The sequence below is a fragment of the Corynebacterium ihumii genome (assembly GCF_028609825.1).
GTDB lineage: Bacteria > Actinomycetota > Actinomycetes > Mycobacteriales > Mycobacteriaceae > Corynebacterium > Corynebacterium afermentans.
The window spans coordinates 766,762-783,649 of record NZ_CP063190.1 but is presented as its reverse complement, the minus strand read 5'-3'; the positions used below and the strand labels follow the sequence as shown (position 1 = coordinate 783,649).

The window sequence follows — 16,888 nt, the reverse complement described above, 5'->3', positions numbered from 1 at the left end:
TCTTACGCATCCTTCTCTGCGGTTTCGTCGCTTGTCTCGTCGCTCGCCTGGCCGCTTCCGTACACGCGCGGCTGCGCTTCCATCCCCCGCAACCCGTTCCAGCACAAGTTGGAAATGTGCGCCGCCACAGTGTGCTTGTCCGGCGTGCGCTCGTCCAGCCACCACAGCGCAGAATTGGAGACGGTGCCGACAAGCGCCTGACCGTACAGGCCCGCCATCGACTCGTCGAGCCCGCGGTGCTTAAACGCCTCTCCCAGCAGGTAACTCACCTCGGCGGTGACGCGGTTGAGAATCGTCGAATACGTCCGCCCCTCCCCCGGCAGCTGCCCGTGCGCGAGGATGACAAACCCGTCCGTCTCCTCCTCCACGTACGTGAGTAACGCCAGCACGCCGCGCTCAATGCGGTCGCGCCACGGACCGGCCTGGATATTCGATGTAATCGTGCGCTCCAGCCGGGCCATCTCCAGCCGCACAACCTCCTGGTACAGGCCTTCCTTGCTGCCGAAATGCTCGTACACCACAGGCTTGGACACCCCGGCGCGCGCCGCGATCTCCTCCATGGAAATGCCATCGAACCCGCGCTCAGCGAATGCCTGGCGCCCCACTCCGATCAACTGATCTCTGCGCTGGGGTGCTGTCATTCGCCTTCGAGCCATGCGACCTAGCTTAGAGCGTCGTAGTGTTAACCCCGTCTTTGGCAGTTGGCGGGTCTGGTCTACAATCAGCGGTGCTATTCCCCATGGTGTAATCGGCAACACTACGGTTTTTGGTACCGTCATTCTAGGTTCGAGTCCTGGTGGGGAAGCTTTTTTATTGGAGGGGGTACGTGAAACGCCACATCGCTTGGCTCGTTGCATGCGGGGTACTCGCGGGTTGCGCTTCGGAGCCTTCGCCTATCGACGCCCCTCCGGCCCCCACCGCCAACAACCATGCGAACGAGCACAGCGCCGAATCCGCCGGTGTTGCGATTGACCGCTCTGCTAGCAGTTCTGAAGATAGTTCTGTCGATACTCCCGCCGCGTTCCACTTCAAAAGCGGCACCCTCGAAATCGGCGACTTCGACCCCTACGCCCTCGGCGACGACATCTTCGACCCCTGCACTGAGATCTCGCCCGAGGAATTCGCCGCCGCCGGCTTCCACAACGTCGAGCCGATCCCGGAGGAGTACGCGGGCTTGGCGCGGGGACTAAATGCTTGTTCTTTCAGCTCCAACGGGAAAGTAGAAGTTGAATTGTTAGCCAATAACACCGCACCTTTCTCTTTTCTTTCTAAAAAGGTGGAAATCCTCACCTCATATAGGTCTGAAGTTCTTCCTGAAATATTCGTTTATTACCCACGGTCTGACATGAATTTAGATTGCTACGCACAAATCGACACAGAGCGAGGTGGCATTGTCTCGTCGGCGGGCGTAATCGAGAGACACTCAAACTCTCCGGACATTTGTGCGGTTGCTGTTTCGAATCTGGAGAAACTCGCGAATGGGTTCTCGTAAAACTGGATGTCCATTTCAGTGATCAAGCTCTTCCTCCTGAAGAACCACTCACTTAAGGTCTCTCCCATAAGCAAAATCGAGAAATGTGGGGGACCCAATGCGCATCTACCTCGACGTAGATCAAGTTGAAAACGCTGTACAACATCTACGAAAAATTTCCAGCACCATAGCCAGAACCCGTACCTCCAGTAACTTGCTGCCCCTCTCCGGGTTCTCCAACGCGGGAGGCTTGGACGAGGCGGGCGAGCGCCTCAGCCCGATCGGGGATGAGAGAGCACCGGAGGCCAACCAGGCTATCGCGCTGTATCTGAAGCACACCGCAGACAACCTGTGGCTGGCGTTGACCAACACGCAGCAGACGGATGAGTCGTTCTCCGGGATGATGGGCTCGCTGCTGGCACCGCTCGGCCATTCAGCTCAGGCGCTAACGCCGATGTACTCCCAGGGGTTCCAGCAGCTCAAAGCCGCGGACCCGGAGACCCAAACGTTCGACAACACAGCCGTATCCTCCGCGTCGGAGACGTCGTTGCTCGGCGCAGAAATGAATCTGAACCTCACCAATACGTCGTTGGCGTACTCGGCGTCGGATTTTTGGAACTCCAACGCTCAGCTCATCGCGGATGCCATGGATGAGCTCAACGGGGTCCACCACGCTTTGAGTTCGTCGGCGGACACTGTCTGGATCCAAGAGGCGATGAAAAAGCTCACGCAGATTCAGAATGCGGGCTTGGAATACGTGGCGAACTCGCGTTCGCTCGCCAACCACACGGAGGCGCTCGGCATGACGGCGGACTCGGAGAGTATGTACGCGGCGGCCGCCGCGGCTGCCTATGCCGCGGCGGAGGATCCGAAGATCAAACGGCAGATCGAGTCGGACTATCTCGGGTCGTACTCCGTCCGCGTCCCCTCGGGGCTCCAGCCGGCAATTCCGGCGTTTAACCGCCTGTTGCCCGAGGCAGGCAAGCTGCCGTCGACGCCGTACGCCAGCACCGACGTGCCCGCCCCGGCCACCACGTCGTATACGCCGACTGAACTGCCGCCCGGGCTGCAGGAGGTTTTGACCAGCCGCGGCTATGGTGACCTCGCACACGCGAAGTCGCCGGCGGAGGTCATCCAGCAATACGGCCGCCCCACCCCTGAGACCTTTGAGCGCATCGCCGCGGGCGCGGCTCCCACCCAGTCTGCTTCGGCGGTTCTCGCCCCGCCTGCCCCGTCAGCAGCAGGCAGCTTGTCGACGAGCACTCCCGCCTCCCCTGTCAACACCGCCACCCCGACCATCAGCGGATTCAGCGGCACGCCGCACACCAACGCGGCCGCAAGCCCCGCCAACGCCGGCACCGGTGCGGCGGGACTTGGCCTCGCGCCGGGCAATGCTGTCGCAGGTGGCCGCAGCGCAGCTTCCGGTCGAAGCAATAGCGCAGGGCTCGCCAACAACGCCCGCCCTAACGCGGGCGGCGCTATCGCTACCGGCAGCGGTGCCGTTAGCGGCTTCGCTAACGGCCGCGGTTTCGGTGCCGCGCCGGGTGCTGGCCGCGGCGCTGGGACGGGGTCAGGTGCTGGGTTCAACGCTGGAGCCGGATCACACGCCGGAACGGGGCAAGGTGTCAACGGCATGCGCCCAGGTATCGGTGGTGCAGGCGCTGGCGGCACCGGCGCGGGCTCGTCCTACGCCGCCGCTGGGGCGAACGGTGCGGCAAGCAACAACGCCCACGGCGCGCGAGGCGGCGCCTTCGCTGCGGGCCCTATGGCGGCTGGCGCGAACCGGGGACGCGGGCGCGACAAGTCCGGTTCGAAGGTCCGCACCGTCACCAGTGCGGTGGAGCGCGACGGCAACCTCAAGGCGCTGCTCGGCGACGCTCCCCTGCTCCTGCCAGCAGTCATCGGCCACAACGTGCGCGGCTAGTGCCCTCCGGGGTCGGCCGGAAGATCCAGGTCCGCCTCCTGGCCAGGTTCGACGATGACGAACTGGCCCATCATGCCGCTGTCTTCGTGGTTGAGCATGTGACAGTGGTACATGTACGCCAGGCTCGGGTCCGGGTAGTAGCCCATCTGCACAAGCAGGCTCACCGTGGCCAGCGGCGGGACGGTGATGGTGTCGTGCCAGCCGGTGGTGAACTCCAACTCGCCGTTTTCCACACCGATGACGGCAAAGCGCGCGTCGTGGATGTGGAAGTTGTGGGCCATGTCGTCGTTCTCGTTGGTCACGTGCCAGATCTCCGGGCCCTTGTGGTCCACGGTGAAATCCACGCGCGTCATGTCCATGGTCTTGCCGTTGATTTCCACACCGTTGAGACGGAACTCGCGCTCGACCTCCACAGACTCCGCATCAGGCACCTCGAACGGCACCAGCGAATCCGCGAGCTCGGGCACCTCGGGGGCATCTTCTGCGGGCGCTGCGATCTCGAGCAGGTCGAACTTGTCGGTGAAGCCGAACATCTCCGCGGTTTCCTTATCCGGCATACCGCCCAGGTCCGGGAGGCCGTCGCTGCGCAGCATCAAGTCCTCGCCCGGCTCCAGGTCCACCACGATCTCCACGCGCTCGCCGGAGCTGAGCAGCACGCCGTCGACCTCGACCGGGGCGTCCAGGAAGCCCTGGTCCGTGGCCACCACGTGGAACGGCTTGCCTAAGGACAGGTGGTGGAAACGCATCGTCGCGCCGTTGAGCACGCGCAGGCGCACGCGCCGGGTGGTCGCCTCGAAGCGCGGCTTGGTCATGCCGTTGACCATCACGGTGGATCCGACCCAGCCGTTGTCCTCGTCCAGCTGGCCGTCCTCAGTGAAGTTCGCGTCGGTGATGATCACGGGGATGTCGTCTACCCCGTAGTCGTTGGGGAGGCCGGGGAAGGCGGAATCGTCGTCGTCAAGCACGATGCCCCCGGCCAGTCCGCGGTAGGCGTGGACGGCGGATTTTTCGTGCGGGTGCGGGTGGTACCAGCAGGTCGCCGCCGGCTGGTCCACGGTCCACGACGGCGACCAGGACTCACCTGGGTCGAACATGAGCGCCGGCCCGCCGTCGGCGGTGGCTGGAAGGTGCAGGCCGTGCCAGTGCACAACCGTCGGCTCCGGCAGCTCGTTGTGCACCGTCATGTCGATTTCCTCGCCGCGGCGCATGTACAGCGTCGGGCCCTGGTACGGGCCGTTGAAACCCCAGGTCTTGGTCATCATGCCGGGCACGATCTCGAACTCGCCCTCCTGCGCGGTCAGCTCGAAGCGGCGCACGTTGCCGTCGAGCTGGCCCTCGTACAGCGGCGGGATGCGAAGCGGGCGCGCCTTTTCGTCAGCGCCCAGCGGTTTGGTCTGTGAGGACGTCGAGCACGCCGTACCCGTGGCTGCTGCGGCCAGCGCCGCCGTCGCAAAAAGTGTGCCCCTGAAGAATGTGCGTCTGCTCATTGCCATGTCCGCCTCCCGGTTCGCTGATACTCTCTTTCGACCCTACTATCCGCTGTATGCCTAACGATCAACGCGAGGAACGCAACGCACGCCGGTTCGTCTGGTCCAACGGCCTGCAAAACATCGGCGACCAGCTCGTCGCTCCGAAGACGGTGCTGCCGTGGCTCTTCGGCGCCGCGGGCGTGCCGGCGGTGATGACCTCGTTTCTCGTGCCCATCCGCGAATCCGGCTCGATGCTGCCGCAGGCGTTTTTGAGCCCGTGGGTGACCTCGAAGCGCTCCCGCAAGCGCGTGTGGCTCATCGGTTCGTGGGGCCAAGCCATCGCCGCGGGGCTCATTGCGCTCAGCGCCTTGCTTCTCGACGGCACTCCGCTCGGCGCCGTCATCCTGATCCTTCTAGCCGCCCATGCGCTGTTTCGCTCGTTGTGCTCGCTGGCGGGCAAGGACGTGCAGGGGCGCACGATTTCCAAGGGCCGCCGCGGCAGCATCACCGGCCGCGCCACCGCCCTGGCCGGCGCGTTCACGCTCGCAATCGGCCTGCTGCTGACGTTTTTGCCGAACAACCTGCCGCAGTGGACGATCGCCGCGCTGCTCGCCGTCGGCGCTTTGACGTGGGCGCTGGCGTCGCTGGTCTTCAGCGGCATCGACGAGCCGGAAGCCGAACCGGAGTCCAACGACGGCCAGAGTATGAAGGAAATGTGGGCGCTGGTTAAGGGCGACCGGGACCTGCAGAAGTTCCTGGTGGTGCGCTCGCTGATGCTGGTCACCGCACTTTCCACCCCGTTCATCGTGGTGATGGCCGGCGATGAGGGCGCGGACCTGACGGGCCTGGGCGCATTCATCATCGCCTCGGGCGGCGCGTCGCTGCTGGGTGGCAGGGTGTCGGGCAAGCTTTCCGATAGGTCGTCGAAAAGCACGATGGCCTGGGCCGCCGGCGTGGCCTCGACCGTGATCGTGGCCCTTGTCGCAAGTGCCCGCCTGGCGCCTTCTGCGGTGAACGCCTGGGTCATGCCGCTGGGTTTTTTCCTGGTCAACCTCGCCCACACCGCGGTGCGCGTGAGCCGTAAGACCTACCTGGTGGATATGGCCGACGGCGACAAGCGCACCATGATCACCGGCGCTTCCAACACGGTGATGGGCGTGGTCCTCCTCGTCGTCGGCGCGGTGTCCTCCGCGATTGCGGTGCTCGGGCCACAGGCGGCGCTGATCTTCCTGGCCGTTGTGGGCTACGCCGGTGTTGTCGGCGCGCGGAACCTGAAAGAAGTCTCGGCGGCCGCCTCCTAGGCGTTATGCTTGTGGCCGACAAAAACCCGCTACAAATCCCATAAAACAAGGAGCATTCGAGTGCCTACCCACTTCGAACGTGCCGTTGTCGTGCTTGCGGCCGGCGCCGGAACCCGCATGAAGTCCGACCGCCAGAAGACGCTGCACGAGATCGGCGGGCGTAGCCTGCTGTCCCACTCCCTGCACGCCGCCGCCGGTGTGCACCCCAACCACCTGGTTGCGGTTGTCGGCCACCAGCGCGACCAGGTCGCCCCGGCCGTGGAGCAGATCGCCGAGCAGATGCACGTGGAGATCCGCCAGGCAATCCAGGAGGAGCAAAACGGCACCGGCCACGCCGTCCAGGTGGGCCTGTCCGCCATCCCGGACTTCGACGGCACCGTGGTGGTCACCAACGGCGACGTGCCGCTTCTCACCCCGGAGACCCTGCAGGCGCTCGTGGAAAAGCATGAGGCCGAGCACGCCGCGGTCACCGTGCTCTCACTCGAGTTCGACAACCCCACCGGCTACGGCCGCATCATCCGCGGCGAGGCCGGCGACGTCCTCGAGATCGTGGAGGAAAAGGACGCCACCGACGAGCAGCGCGCCGTCCGCGAGGTCAACTCCGGCGTGTTCGCCTTCGACGGCAAGGTACTTCGCGACGCCCTCACGCGCGTCACCCCGGACAACGCCCAGGGCGAGTTCTACATCACCGACGTGCTGAGCATCGCGCGTGGCGACGGCCTCCGGGTCACCGCCTTTACCGCCCCCGACGCACGCGAACTGGCCGGCGTGAACGACCGAGTGCAACTGGCGGAGGCTGGCAAGGAGCTCAACCGCAGGCTCGTCGAGAAGGCGATGCGAGGCGGTGCGACCGTGATCGACCCGGACACCACCTGGATCGGCGTCGAGGTGGAAATCGGCCGCGACGTTCTCATCCACCCGAACACCCAGCTGTGGGGCTCCACCGTCATCGGCGACGGCGCCGAAATCGGCCCCGACACCACCCTGACCGACATGGAAGTCGGCGCCCGCGCCACCGTCGTGCGCACCCAAGGCGAACTCGGCGTCATCGGCGAGGAAGCCACCGTCGGCCCGTTCACCTACATCCGCCCCGGCACCGAACTCGGCGCCCGCGGCAAGCTCGGCGGCTTCGTCGAATCTAAGAACGCCAAGATCGGCGAAGGCTCCAAGGTGCCACACCTGACCTACATCGGTGACGCCACCGTGGGCAAGCACTCCAACATCGGCGCAAGCTCCGTGTTTGCCAACTACGACGGCGTAAACAAGCACCACACCACCATCGGCGACTACTGCCGCACCGGCTCCGACACCATGTTCGTCGCACCGGTGAACATCGGTGATGGTGCCTACACCGGCGCGGGTACAGTGGTCACCGAAGATGTGCCCGCCGGCGCGCTGGCCATCAAGGAAGGCCGCCAGCGCAACATCGAAGGCTGGGTGGAAGACCGCCGCCCGGGCACTGACGCGGCTGAAGCAGCAAAAAACGCGAAGCGAGAGGGTTAATTACATGACTGGTTACTCCACCGAAAGCCACAAAGACCTCAAGGTCTTCACCGGCCGCGCCCACCCGGCCCTCGCAGAAGCTGTGGCCAAGGAGCTCGGCATCGAGCTGGTGCCCACCACCGCGCGCGACTTCGCCAACGGCGAGATCTTCATCCGCTTCGAAGAGTCCGTCCGCGGCGCCGACTGCTTTGTCATGCAGTCCCATGCCCAGCCGCTGAACAAGTGGCTGATGGAACAGCTCATCATGATCGACGCGCTCAAGCGCGGCTCCGCCAAGCGCATCACCGCGATCCTGCCGTTCTACCCCTACGCCCGCCAGGACAAGAAGCACCGCGGCCGCGAACCGATCTCCGCCCGCCTGATCGCGGACCTGCTCACCGCCGCCGGCGCGGACCGCATCGTCTCCGTGGACCTGCACACCGACCAGATCCAGGGCTTCTTCGACGGCCCGGTGGACCACATGCACGCCCAGCCGATCCTGGTGGACTACATCAAGTCCAAGTACCCGCTGGACAACCTCGTGGTGGTTTCCCCCGACGCCGGCCGCGTGAAGTCGGCCGAGAAGTGGGCCAACATGCTCGGCGACGCCCCGATGGCGTTCGTGCACAAGACCCGCGACATCGACGCCGCGAACAAGGTCGTGTCCAACCGCGTCGTCGGCGACGTCGACGGCAAGGACTGCATCCTCATGGACGACATGATCGACACCGGCGGCACCATCGCCGGCGCCGTCGGCGTGCTCAAAAAGGCCGGCGCGAAGTCCGTGGTCATCGCCTGCACCCACGGCGTGTTCTCCGACCCGGCCCGCGAGCGCCTCAGCGATTGCGGCGCAGAGGAAGTCATCACCACCGACACCCTGCCGCAGGACACCGAAGGCTGGAGCAACCTCACGGTGCTGTCGATCGCGCCGCTTTTGGCAAAGACGATCCACGAGATCTTCGAAAACGGTTCCGTGACCACCCTGTTCGAGGGGCAGGCGTAGCCGCCACGGTTCGCCGGACTACGACAGCCGGGGCAGCACTTGCGCTGCCCCGGCTTCACGCATACGGGAAGGAAAAAGGATGTACGAGCGCTACGCCCCGTCGGTGGATTTCACCCCCGACCTCGAGCACGCGAAGTCCATGTTCGACAACGACGCAACCCTGAAGTACCTCGGCGCGACCATCACACGCCTCGAGCCTGGCTTGGCCGAGGGCGAGTTCACAGTTGAGGCGCGCCACGCCAACGGCTTCGGCGTGTGCCAGGGCGGCGTGCTGTTCACCTTCGCCGACGCGCTGTTCGGCGGCGCATGCAACTCGCGGCGCACCGACCCGACCGTGAGCGCACAGTCCGAGATCATCTTCCTCGCGCCCGCGAAAATGGGCCACACCATCCGCGGTGTTGCGCGCGAGCGTCACACGTGGGGGCGCAACGGGCTTTCGGACGTCACGCTTTACGACGGCGACACCGCCATCGCCGAATTCCGAGGTATGTCCCGCACCACCACACGACCACCGACAGGAAACTAAACCTTGAGCCAGAACCAAAGCCTGCAAGAACAGGGCCTGCACAGGAGCGTCAAAAGTAGGCAATTGATGATGATTGCCTTTGGTTCGTCGATAGGCACGGGCCTGTTTTTGGGCTCCGCCGGATCAATCCAGTACGCCGGGCCCGCGGTACTGATCTCCTTCGCGCTCGTCGGCGCGATCGTGTACCTCCTCATGCGCATGCTCGGCGAGATGGCGGTCGAGCACCCCGTCTCCGGCTCCTTCGCCGCGTACTCGCGCGCGTTCATCGGGCCGGTGGCCGGCTTCATCACCGGCTGGAACTGGTGGTTCACCACCGTCGTGGTGGGCATGCTGGAGCTGACTGCCATGGGCACGTTCTTGGACTATTGGTTTCCCGCCCTGCCCCACTGGGTCACCGCACTGGTGACGCTGCTGCTGGTGGTCGCGCTCAACCTGTTCAACGTGCGGGTGTTCGCCACGACGGAATACTGGCTGTCGCTCATCAAAGTCGCGGCGCTCGTGCTCATGATCGTGCTCGGGTTCGCGCTCGTGGCAGGCCTCGGCCCCGGCCCGGACGAGGCAATCGGGTTTTCCAACATCACCGACCACGGCGGGTTTATGCCCAACGGCATCTCCGGCGTGCTGTTCGCTCTGGTGGCGGTGACGTTCACATTCGGCGGCATCATGTCCATCGGCACCGCCGCCGGCGAGGCGGACAACCCGAAGTCCGCGATCCCGCGCGCCGTGAACTCCGTGGTGTGGCGCATTCTGGTGTTCTACCTCGGGGGCATCGGCACCATCCTGCTGCTCGCCCCGTGGAACGAGCAGGAATCGAATGAAAGTCCGTTCATCCGCGTGCTTTCCGGCGTCGGTTTCGGCCCGGCGGCTACCGCGCTCAACGTGGTCATCGTGGTGGCGGTGTTCTCGGTGCTCAACACCATGACGTATTCGGGCGCGCGCATGCTGCGCGACCTCGCCCGCAACGGCCAAGCGCCCCGCGCGTTCGCCGCCACCAGCGCGAAGGGGCTGCCCACCAAAGCTCTGCTTTTCGACGCCGCGCTGATGGGCACCGTCGTCATCCTGAACTTCTTCTTCGAAGGCAAAATCTTCGCGGTGCTGCTCGCCATCATCGTCGGCACCGAGCTGATCACCTGGGCGGGCATCTGCATCTCGCACTTGAACTTCCGCAAAACCTCCAAGAGCGCGACATTTACGGCGCCGCTGTACCCGGCGGCCAACTGGATTTGCATCGCGTTTTTCATCCTCGTGCTCGTGCTGATGGGTATTCTTCCGGAATACCGGATGGGCCTGGCCACGCTGACCGGCTGGATTATCGTGCTGGGCCTGATCTCACTGACCACGCAGAGGAGCCGAGAATGATCCGCCCCGACCTCGAGGCCATTCCCCCGTACGTCCCCGGCGTGCGCGACGAGCGCGCCATCAAGTTGTCCTCCAACGAGTGCGCCGAGGGCCCGCTGCCGCCGGTGCTCGACGCCATGCGCAAGGCGCTCGGCGAAATCAACCGCTACCCGGACATCGGGGCGCTGCAGCTACGCGCGGCACTTGGCGAGCACCTCGGGGTGGCACCGGAGCAGGTCGCGCTCGGCGCCGGTTCATCCGCTCTGTGCCAGCAGCTGGTGTCCATTGCGGCCCAGCCCGGCGACGAAGTGATCTTCCCCTGGCGCAGCTTCGAGGCATACCCGATCTTCGTCCAGGTCGTCGGCGCCACCCCGGTACGCGTGCCGCTGGGCAGCGACGACAGGCTGGACATGCCGGCACTAGCCGCCGCGGTGACCGACCGCACCAAGCTGATTTTCATCTGCAACCCGAACAACCCGACTGGGACCACAATCACAGGCGCCGAGTTCGCCGCTTTCATGGACGAGGTGCCGGCGGACGTGCTCGTCGTGCTCGACGAGGCCTATTTCGAGTACAACCACGCCGCCGACACGCCTGTCGCCACTGAGGTGATCACCCGCTACCCCAACGTGGTGGGGCTTCGCACCTTCTCCAAGGCGTACGGGCTGGCCGGCGCGCGCATCGGCTACGCGTTCGGCCCGCGCCCGATCATCGAGGCACTGAATAAAGTCTCCATCCCCTTTTCCGTCAGCGCGGTGGCGCAGGAGGCGGCACTCGCCTCGCTCGAGGCGCAGGAGGCGCTGCGTGCGCGTATCGACGGCACCGTGGCCGAGCGGAGCCGTGTCGTCGAGAAGCTTGGGCTCGCAGAAAGCCAAGCGAACTTTGTGTGGCTGCCCGACGCAGGCCAGGAATTGGCGGACCGGCTGGCGGCGGAAGGTGTGCTGGTGCGCTCTTTCCCCGAGGGCACCCGCGTGACGGTGACTAACGCGGAGGAAACCGACGCACTTTTAGAGGCTTTCAGCCGTGCGCAGTGAGCAACGCCGCGTCATCGCGGCCACGACCATCGGCACCGCCATCGAGTGGTACGACTACTTCCTTTACGCCGCCGTCGCCGGGCTGGTGTTCAACCAGGTCATGTTCGGCCCGCTCGGGCCCGCGGCGGCGACGATCGTCAGCTTCCTCACCGTCGGCCTGTCATTTTTGTTCCGGCCGCTCGGTGCGGTGCTGGCGGGCCACTTCGGCGACCGGCTGGGGCGCCGCGGCGTGCTCATGGTCACGCTGTTCACCATGGGCACCGCCACCGCGCTGATCGGCCTGTTGCCCACGTATGAAACCGCCGGCTGGTTCGCGCCGGCCGCCCTGGTGCTGCTGCGTATCCTGCAGGGCACCTCTGCCGGCGGCGAGTGGGGCTCGGCCGTGCTTTTGGCCGTGGAGCACGCGCCGACCAACAAGCGCGGCCTCTACGGCGCCGGCCCCCAGGTAGGCGTGCCGGCGGGGCTGCTGCTGTCCTCCGGCGTGCTGGCGCTGATGACCGTGATCGCCCCCGGCGACGCGTTTTTGCAGTGGGGCTGGCGCGTGCCGTTTTTGCTGTCCATCGGGCTGACATTTTTGGGCTGGTGGATCCGCACCGGCGTGGAGGAATCGCCCGTGGTGGAACAGATGCGCGAGGTCGGCGCGAAAAACCCGGTCGGGTCGTTGTTCAAGCGCCACGCCGGGCTCGTGGTCGCTGCGGCGCTGATCTTCGCCGCCAACGGCACGGTGGGCTACATGACCACCGGCGGCTACATCCAGAACTACGCCACCGACCCGGCCGGGCTGGCGATCGAGCGCGGCGACATCTTATGGGCCGTGACGGCCTCCGCCGCCACCTGGCTGTGCACCACCGCGTTCGCCGGTTGGGTTTCCGACCTCATCGGCCGCCGCCGCACCCTTTTGGTCGGCTTTGTCGTGCAGGCCGTTGGCGTGGCGGTACTGTTCCCGCTTGTGGACACCGGGTCGCTACCGAAGATCACCGCGGCGCTGGTCTTCCTCACCGTCGGCCTCGGCCTGACCTACGGCGAGATCGGCGCGTTCTACGCCGAGCTCTTCCCCGCCTCCATCCGCGCGTCCGGCGCGTCCATCTCCTACGCGCTCGGCGCGATCCTGGGTGGCGCGTTCGCCCCCACCATCGCCGCTGCCCTGCGCGAGGCGACGGGCGGCACCACCGCGATCACCGTGTACTTGATGGCCACGACGGTCACGGGCTTCGTGGTCACGCTGCTGATGCGCGAACGCGGCGGCATCCCGCTGGGGCACGAGTACGAGGAAGCCCAGGCGGGCGGGCATTTTGTGTGGCAGAAACCGGCTGCTACCCTGTAGCAGTCTCGGCGAGGGCCTTTAAAGGGCCGTTATCGACGCGATTTTGAGATCCTTTTGCGATCACTCGACGAGCACATATCCGTTCAGTGGTCGCAGGCAAGGCCTGTGGCCCTTCACACACGAAGGAGTACAACATGGCTATTACCCCCACCGTCATCAAGGGTGAGCGTCGCGAGGAGTTCGGCAAAGGCTCCGCACGCCGTCTGCGCCGCGACGGCAAGATCCCGGGTGTCCTGTACGAAAAGGGCATCGAGAACATCCACTTCGCGGTCGACCTCATCGAGATGACCGCGATCGTGCGTAACGACGGCGCCAACGCCATCGTCGAGCTCGAGCTCGACGGCGAGAAGCTGCTGGCCATGGTCAAGCACATCGACCAGAACGTGATCACCCTGGACATCGACCACATCGACCTGCTCGGCATTAAGCGCGGCGAGAAGGTCACCGTCGAGGTCCCGGTTGTCATGGAGGGCGAGGCCGCTCCGGGCGCAGTTGTGCTGCAGGAGACCGACTACGTCGAGATCGAGATCGACGCGCTGTCCATCCCGGACGAGCTGACCGTGTCCATCGAGGGCAAGGAGATCGGCGACGCTCTCTACGCAACCGATGTCAAGCTGCCGGAGGGCGCAAAGCTCATCTCCGATGCAGAGACCCTCATCGTCAACGTCACCTACGAGCAGGTTGACGAGGACCTCGAGGCTGAGGCCGAGGCAGCTGAGGAAGGCGGCGCTGAGGCTGGCGCCGAGTCCGACGCTCCGGCTGAGGAGAAGGGCGAGGAGTAAACCCTCCCCTGCTTAAACCCGCCCCCGCATTGCCGCGGCGGCGGGTTTTCCGCATTTTCGGGTGGGTTATCCTCGTGGGCGTGACTATCTTGATCGTCGGCCTTGGCAACCCCGGCCCGCAGTACGCCGCCACGCGGCACAACGCGGGCGTGTTCGTCGTGGAGGAACTGCTCGGCCGCGCCACCCCCATGCCGGCGCAGCTTGCGGTGCACAAGCGCACGAACACGGAGATCGCCGAGCTGGCGAAGGGGCGCTTGCTTGACGACGACCATGCGGTCATCGCCCGCACCCGGTCTTTCATGAACGTCTCCGGCGGCCCCGTCAAAGCGTTGATGGATTACTTCGGCGTGCAGCCGGCCGATTTGTACGTGGTGCACGACGAGCTGGACTTGGAGCTCGGCGAGGTGAAGCTGCGCCTCGGCGGCGGCGACCACGGGCACAACGGGTTGAAGTCCATCACGAAATCTTTAGGCGGCAAGCCGTATAACAAGGTGGCGGTGGGCATCGGCCGCCCGCCGGGGAGGATGGCGCCGGCGGACTACGTGCTCAAACCATTCAGCGCGAAAGAGCAGGTGGATCTGGCTATCGCATCCGCGGACGCGGCGGATGCGATCCTCCGCGCGATAGGCTAGCGCGCATGAAACTTGCCACGATCAGAACCGGAGACACCACCACCGCCGCGCGCATCACCGATGACAATAGGGCGGTCAAGCTGGGCGCGGAGGACGTCGGCAAGCTGTTGCGCGACGGCACCTTCGACGAAGGCGAGGAGATCACCTTCGCTCCTGGCGACCTCGCGCCGGTGATCCCGCGGCCTGGCAAGATCATCTGCGTCGGCCTGAACTACGCCAAGCACATCGCGGAGATGGGCCACGAGCAACCCGATGTGCCCACCTTGTTTATCAAGTACCCGGAGGCGCTCATCGGCGCCTACGACGACGCCGAGGTGCCCAGCTTCAACGCCGACACGCTCGATTTCGAGGGCGAGCTCGCGGTCATCATCGGCACCCGCGCTCGCCATGCCGCAAACGGCGCGGAGCACATCGCGGGCTACTCGGTGATCAACGACTACACCCAGCGCCACTTTCAAAAGCGCACGCAGCAGTGGCACCAGGGCAAATCGCTGGAGAAGACCGCCGGCTTCGGCCCGTGGCTGGACACCGAGTGGCAGCCGGGCCCTGCGATCACCACCACCGTCAACGGCGAGGTGATGCAGCACGCCCCCACCGACGATCTGGTGTTCACCCCGGCGAAGCTGGTGGAGTTCATCTCGCATCTCTACCCGCTCGAGCCCGGCGACGTCATCGCCACCGGCACCCCCGCCGGCGTGGGCCACGCCCGCGAGCCGAAGCGCTACCTCGCTAACGGCGACACGGTGCGCGTGGAAATCGAGGGCTTGGGCGCGATCGAGAACACCACGCGGGTGTACTAGACGCCCAAGCGGTCCAGCAGGCGGACCTCAGCCTCGGCGATCATCTGCAGCGGGAACAGCAGGATCGCCAGCGGCAACGCGCTGAGCATGACCCCACCGAATTTCTCGGTCGGGTGCCTGTCCGCGCCCCCGTTGATCTGGTCGAGCCCGTTCATGAGATTGGTCATGAGGAAGCTGTACAGCCCCCACGAGCTGCCGCTGTACGCGCGGTCGCTTTCGGCAGGCGCGGCGGGAGCGGCCGGGGCGAGCGCGCCCATCGCAAGCGCGCCGGTGGTTGCGGTGGCAATGGCGATCTTGGAAAGTTTCATACCTCAAACATCGCCCCGGTCGGCGAGGCCGTTAGCATCCGCTCGATCTCGCGCGCGGGTGCGGCCATGAGCTCGCCGCGGTCCGCACCGACGAGGCAGTAGTCGTTGTCCCTGGTCATGGGGCGCAGGTATGGGTAGGTCGGCGGCAGGTCCGGGTGCTCGCGGGTGAACGCGGTTTCCACCCCGCTCGCCCACCGTCCGGAAAACGCGCGCGTGACCACGGCAGGTGCGCCTGAGCGCAGCAGCTGCCGGTTGCGCTCGCTCGTGCCGGCCTCGTCCGCAAGCAAAAATGCGGTGCCGCAGGCGACGGGGACATCAAGCTTGGCGACGTCCTCCGGTCCCCGCACGCCTCCCGCCGCGATCACCGGACCGTCCGCGAGCGCGAGCAGCTCCTCCAGCGGGCGCTGATCGGGATCGTCGTGCTGGTCCCAGGTTGCGCGGTGGCCGCCGGCGCGCGGGCCCTGGACGATCATGCCGTCGACGCCCCTGCGCTGCGCCTCGGCGATCTCGACCGGGTTGGTTACCGTCGCCCACGCCTCCGAGCCCGCGGCGTGCAGTTGGGCGATCTCGGCTTCGGTGAAGCAGCCGAACGTCGAGGAGACCACTGCGGGCGCGGCATCGAGAACGAGCGTGAACTTCTCGGCGTAATCGGAGGAGACGTCCGGGACTTTTTGGTGGAGGCGGCCGGCGAGCGTGAGGACGTCGTCAAGCAAAGGCTCGCGCTGCGGCACAAACAGGTTGGCGCCGAACGGCGGCTCGCACGCGGCGAGCCACTCGCGTGCTTGGACGGCGGTGCAGGTGCCGAGCGCGATGAACCCGAAGCTCACCGCGTTGACGAGCGCGGGCGTGGACGGCCCGCCGGCCATGGGCGCTGCGACTACGCGTGGAAAGTCCATGGCTAAAGTATGCATCATGTTCGGATTCTTCAGGCGCAAACGCACACCCACACTGGAGGCGGAGTGGCTCGTGGTGGGGCTGGGCAACCCGGGTGCGAAATACGCCGCCACCAGGCACAACGTGGGGTACATGGCGCTCGACGAGCTCGCCGACCAGCTCAAGCCGGTGCCCGGCATCAAAGCCCATGTGCAGGTGCGCGACGGCGTGGCTTACGCCCGGTCCACGACGTACATGAACACCACCGGCGAGGCCGTCGGCCCGCTGGCCCAGGCCCTGGGGGTTACGCCGGAGCGCATCATCGTGGTGCACGACGAGCTGGACCTGCCCGCCGGGAAAGTGCGCGTGAAACTCGGCGGCAACGAAAACGGCCACAACGGGCTGAAGTCCATCACCGAACACCTGGGCACCCGCGACTACCTGCGTGTGCGCATGGGCATCGGGCGCCCGCCGAAAGGTGTGGCGGTGCCGGACTGGGTGCTCTCCCCCGTCGAGGGCGACATTTCCGCCCAGGTCACGCTCGCCGCCGAGGCCGTGCAGTTGATTGTCAGCGAAGGCCTAGGCAAGGCCCAGAATGTGATCCACGCCGCACGGTAGCGT

Annotated in this window: 17 protein-coding genes; 13 read left to right on the top strand and 4 right to left on the bottom strand. The window is 65.7% G+C overall.

All coding sequences use genetic code 11. From position 1 onward, the window contains the following. Positions 1-2 precede the first annotated feature (2 nt). Entirely contained in the window at positions 3-656 is a 654-nt protein-coding gene (locus tag CIHUM_RS03945) for a TetR/AcrR family transcriptional regulator (RefSeq protein WP_051106450.1), read from the bottom strand. A gap of 170 nt (positions 657-826) precedes the next feature. On the opposite strand from CIHUM_RS03945, the gene CIHUM_RS03940 reads away from it, so the two are divergent. After that, positions 827-1,492, top strand: a complete 666-nt coding sequence (locus CIHUM_RS03940; RefSeq protein ID WP_158293375.1) for a DUF3558 family protein — start codon at positions 827-829, stop codon at positions 1,490-1,492. 193 nt (positions 1,493-1,685) lie between these two features. Then, a complete protein-coding gene (locus CIHUM_RS03935; protein ID WP_148363850.1) occupies positions 1,686-3,395 on the top strand; it encodes a hypothetical protein in 1,710 nt (569 codons plus the stop codon). On the opposite strand, the gene CIHUM_RS03930 is transcribed toward CIHUM_RS03935, so the two are convergent. Further along, on the bottom strand, positions 3,392-4,882 hold the full coding sequence (locus CIHUM_RS03930) for a multicopper oxidase family protein (RefSeq protein ID WP_081634457.1): 1,491 nt from the start codon (positions 4,880-4,882) through the stop codon (positions 3,392-3,394). The two genes, CIHUM_RS03935 and CIHUM_RS03930, sit on opposite strands and share 4 nt — an antisense overlap. Positions 4,883-4,938: 56 nt before the next feature. Between CIHUM_RS03930 and CIHUM_RS03925 the strand changes: the two genes are divergently transcribed. The 10 genes from CIHUM_RS03925 (at position 4,939) to CIHUM_RS03880 (ending at position 15,086) form a co-directional block, all read left to right on the top strand. Next, positions 4,939-6,165: an MFS transporter gene (locus CIHUM_RS03925; protein ID WP_034999573.1), complete on the top strand. Its 1,227-nt coding sequence runs from the start codon at positions 4,939-4,941 to the stop codon at positions 6,163-6,165. A gap of 60 nt (positions 6,166-6,225) precedes the next feature. Further along, positions 6,226-7,668: a bifunctional UDP-N-acetylglucosamine diphosphorylase/glucosamine-1-phosphate N-acetyltransferase GlmU gene (glmU, locus tag CIHUM_RS03920; RefSeq protein WP_034999571.1), complete on the top strand. Its 1,443-nt coding sequence runs from the start codon at positions 6,226-6,228 to the stop codon at positions 7,666-7,668. A 4-nt stretch (positions 7,669-7,672) separates the two neighbouring features. Then, entirely contained in the window at positions 7,673-8,650 is a 978-nt protein-coding gene (locus tag CIHUM_RS03915) for a ribose-phosphate diphosphokinase (protein ID WP_034999569.1), read from the top strand. 79 nt (positions 8,651-8,729) lie between these two features. Continuing rightward, positions 8,730-9,176: a hotdog fold thioesterase gene (locus tag CIHUM_RS03910; protein ID WP_051106448.1), complete on the top strand. Its 447-nt coding sequence runs from the start codon at positions 8,730-8,732 to the stop codon at positions 9,174-9,176. 66 nt (positions 9,177-9,242) lie between these two features. Next, entirely contained in the window at positions 9,243-10,535 is a 1,293-nt protein-coding gene (locus tag CIHUM_RS03905; RefSeq protein ID WP_081634456.1) for an amino acid permease, read from the top strand. Continuing rightward, positions 10,532-11,548 (top strand): histidinol-phosphate transaminase, encoded by a 1,017-nt coding sequence (gene hisC, locus CIHUM_RS03900; protein WP_034999567.1) that lies wholly within the window; start codon positions 10,532-10,534, stop codon positions 11,546-11,548. The genes CIHUM_RS03905 and hisC overlap by 4 nt, the downstream gene beginning before the upstream one ends. Then, positions 11,538-12,872: an MFS transporter gene (locus CIHUM_RS03895; RefSeq protein WP_034999565.1), complete on the top strand. Its 1,335-nt coding sequence runs from the start codon at positions 11,538-11,540 to the stop codon at positions 12,870-12,872. Before hisC ends, CIHUM_RS03895 begins: the two co-directional genes overlap by 11 nt. Before the next feature lie 134 nt (positions 12,873-13,006). Further along, a complete protein-coding gene (locus CIHUM_RS03890) occupies positions 13,007-13,654 on the top strand; it encodes a 50S ribosomal protein L25/general stress protein Ctc (protein WP_034999563.1) in 648 nt (215 codons plus the stop codon). A gap of 80 nt (positions 13,655-13,734) precedes the next feature. Then, positions 13,735-14,286 (top strand): aminoacyl-tRNA hydrolase, encoded by a 552-nt coding sequence (gene pth / locus CIHUM_RS03885; RefSeq protein ID WP_051106491.1) that lies wholly within the window; start codon positions 13,735-13,737, stop codon positions 14,284-14,286. A 5-nt stretch (positions 14,287-14,291) separates the two neighbouring features. Continuing rightward, the gene (locus CIHUM_RS03880) at positions 14,292-15,086 is read left to right on the top strand and encodes a fumarylacetoacetate hydrolase family protein (RefSeq protein WP_034999561.1); all 795 of its coding nucleotides are present in this window, start codon (positions 14,292-14,294) and stop codon (positions 15,084-15,086) included. On the opposite strand, the gene CIHUM_RS03875 is transcribed toward CIHUM_RS03880, so the two are convergent. Together CIHUM_RS03875 and CIHUM_RS03870 are read right to left on the bottom strand one after the other, a co-directional pair. After that, positions 15,083-15,394: a hypothetical protein gene (locus CIHUM_RS03875; protein WP_034999559.1), complete on the bottom strand. Its 312-nt coding sequence runs from the start codon at positions 15,392-15,394 to the stop codon at positions 15,083-15,085. The two genes, CIHUM_RS03880 and CIHUM_RS03875, sit on opposite strands and share 4 nt — an antisense overlap. After that, positions 15,391-16,308, bottom strand: a complete 918-nt coding sequence (locus tag CIHUM_RS03870; RefSeq protein ID WP_051106490.1) for an NAD(P)H-dependent flavin oxidoreductase — start codon at positions 16,306-16,308, stop codon at positions 15,391-15,393. Before CIHUM_RS03870 ends, CIHUM_RS03875 begins: the two co-directional genes overlap by 4 nt. On the opposite strand from CIHUM_RS03870, the gene pth (CIHUM_RS03865) reads away from it, so the two are divergent. Beyond that, entirely contained in the window at positions 16,307-16,885 is a 579-nt protein-coding gene (gene pth / locus CIHUM_RS03865; protein ID WP_187370392.1) for an aminoacyl-tRNA hydrolase, read from the top strand. The two genes, CIHUM_RS03870 and pth (CIHUM_RS03865), sit on opposite strands and share 2 nt — an antisense overlap. The last annotated feature ends 3 nt before the right edge of the window (positions 16,886-16,888 follow it).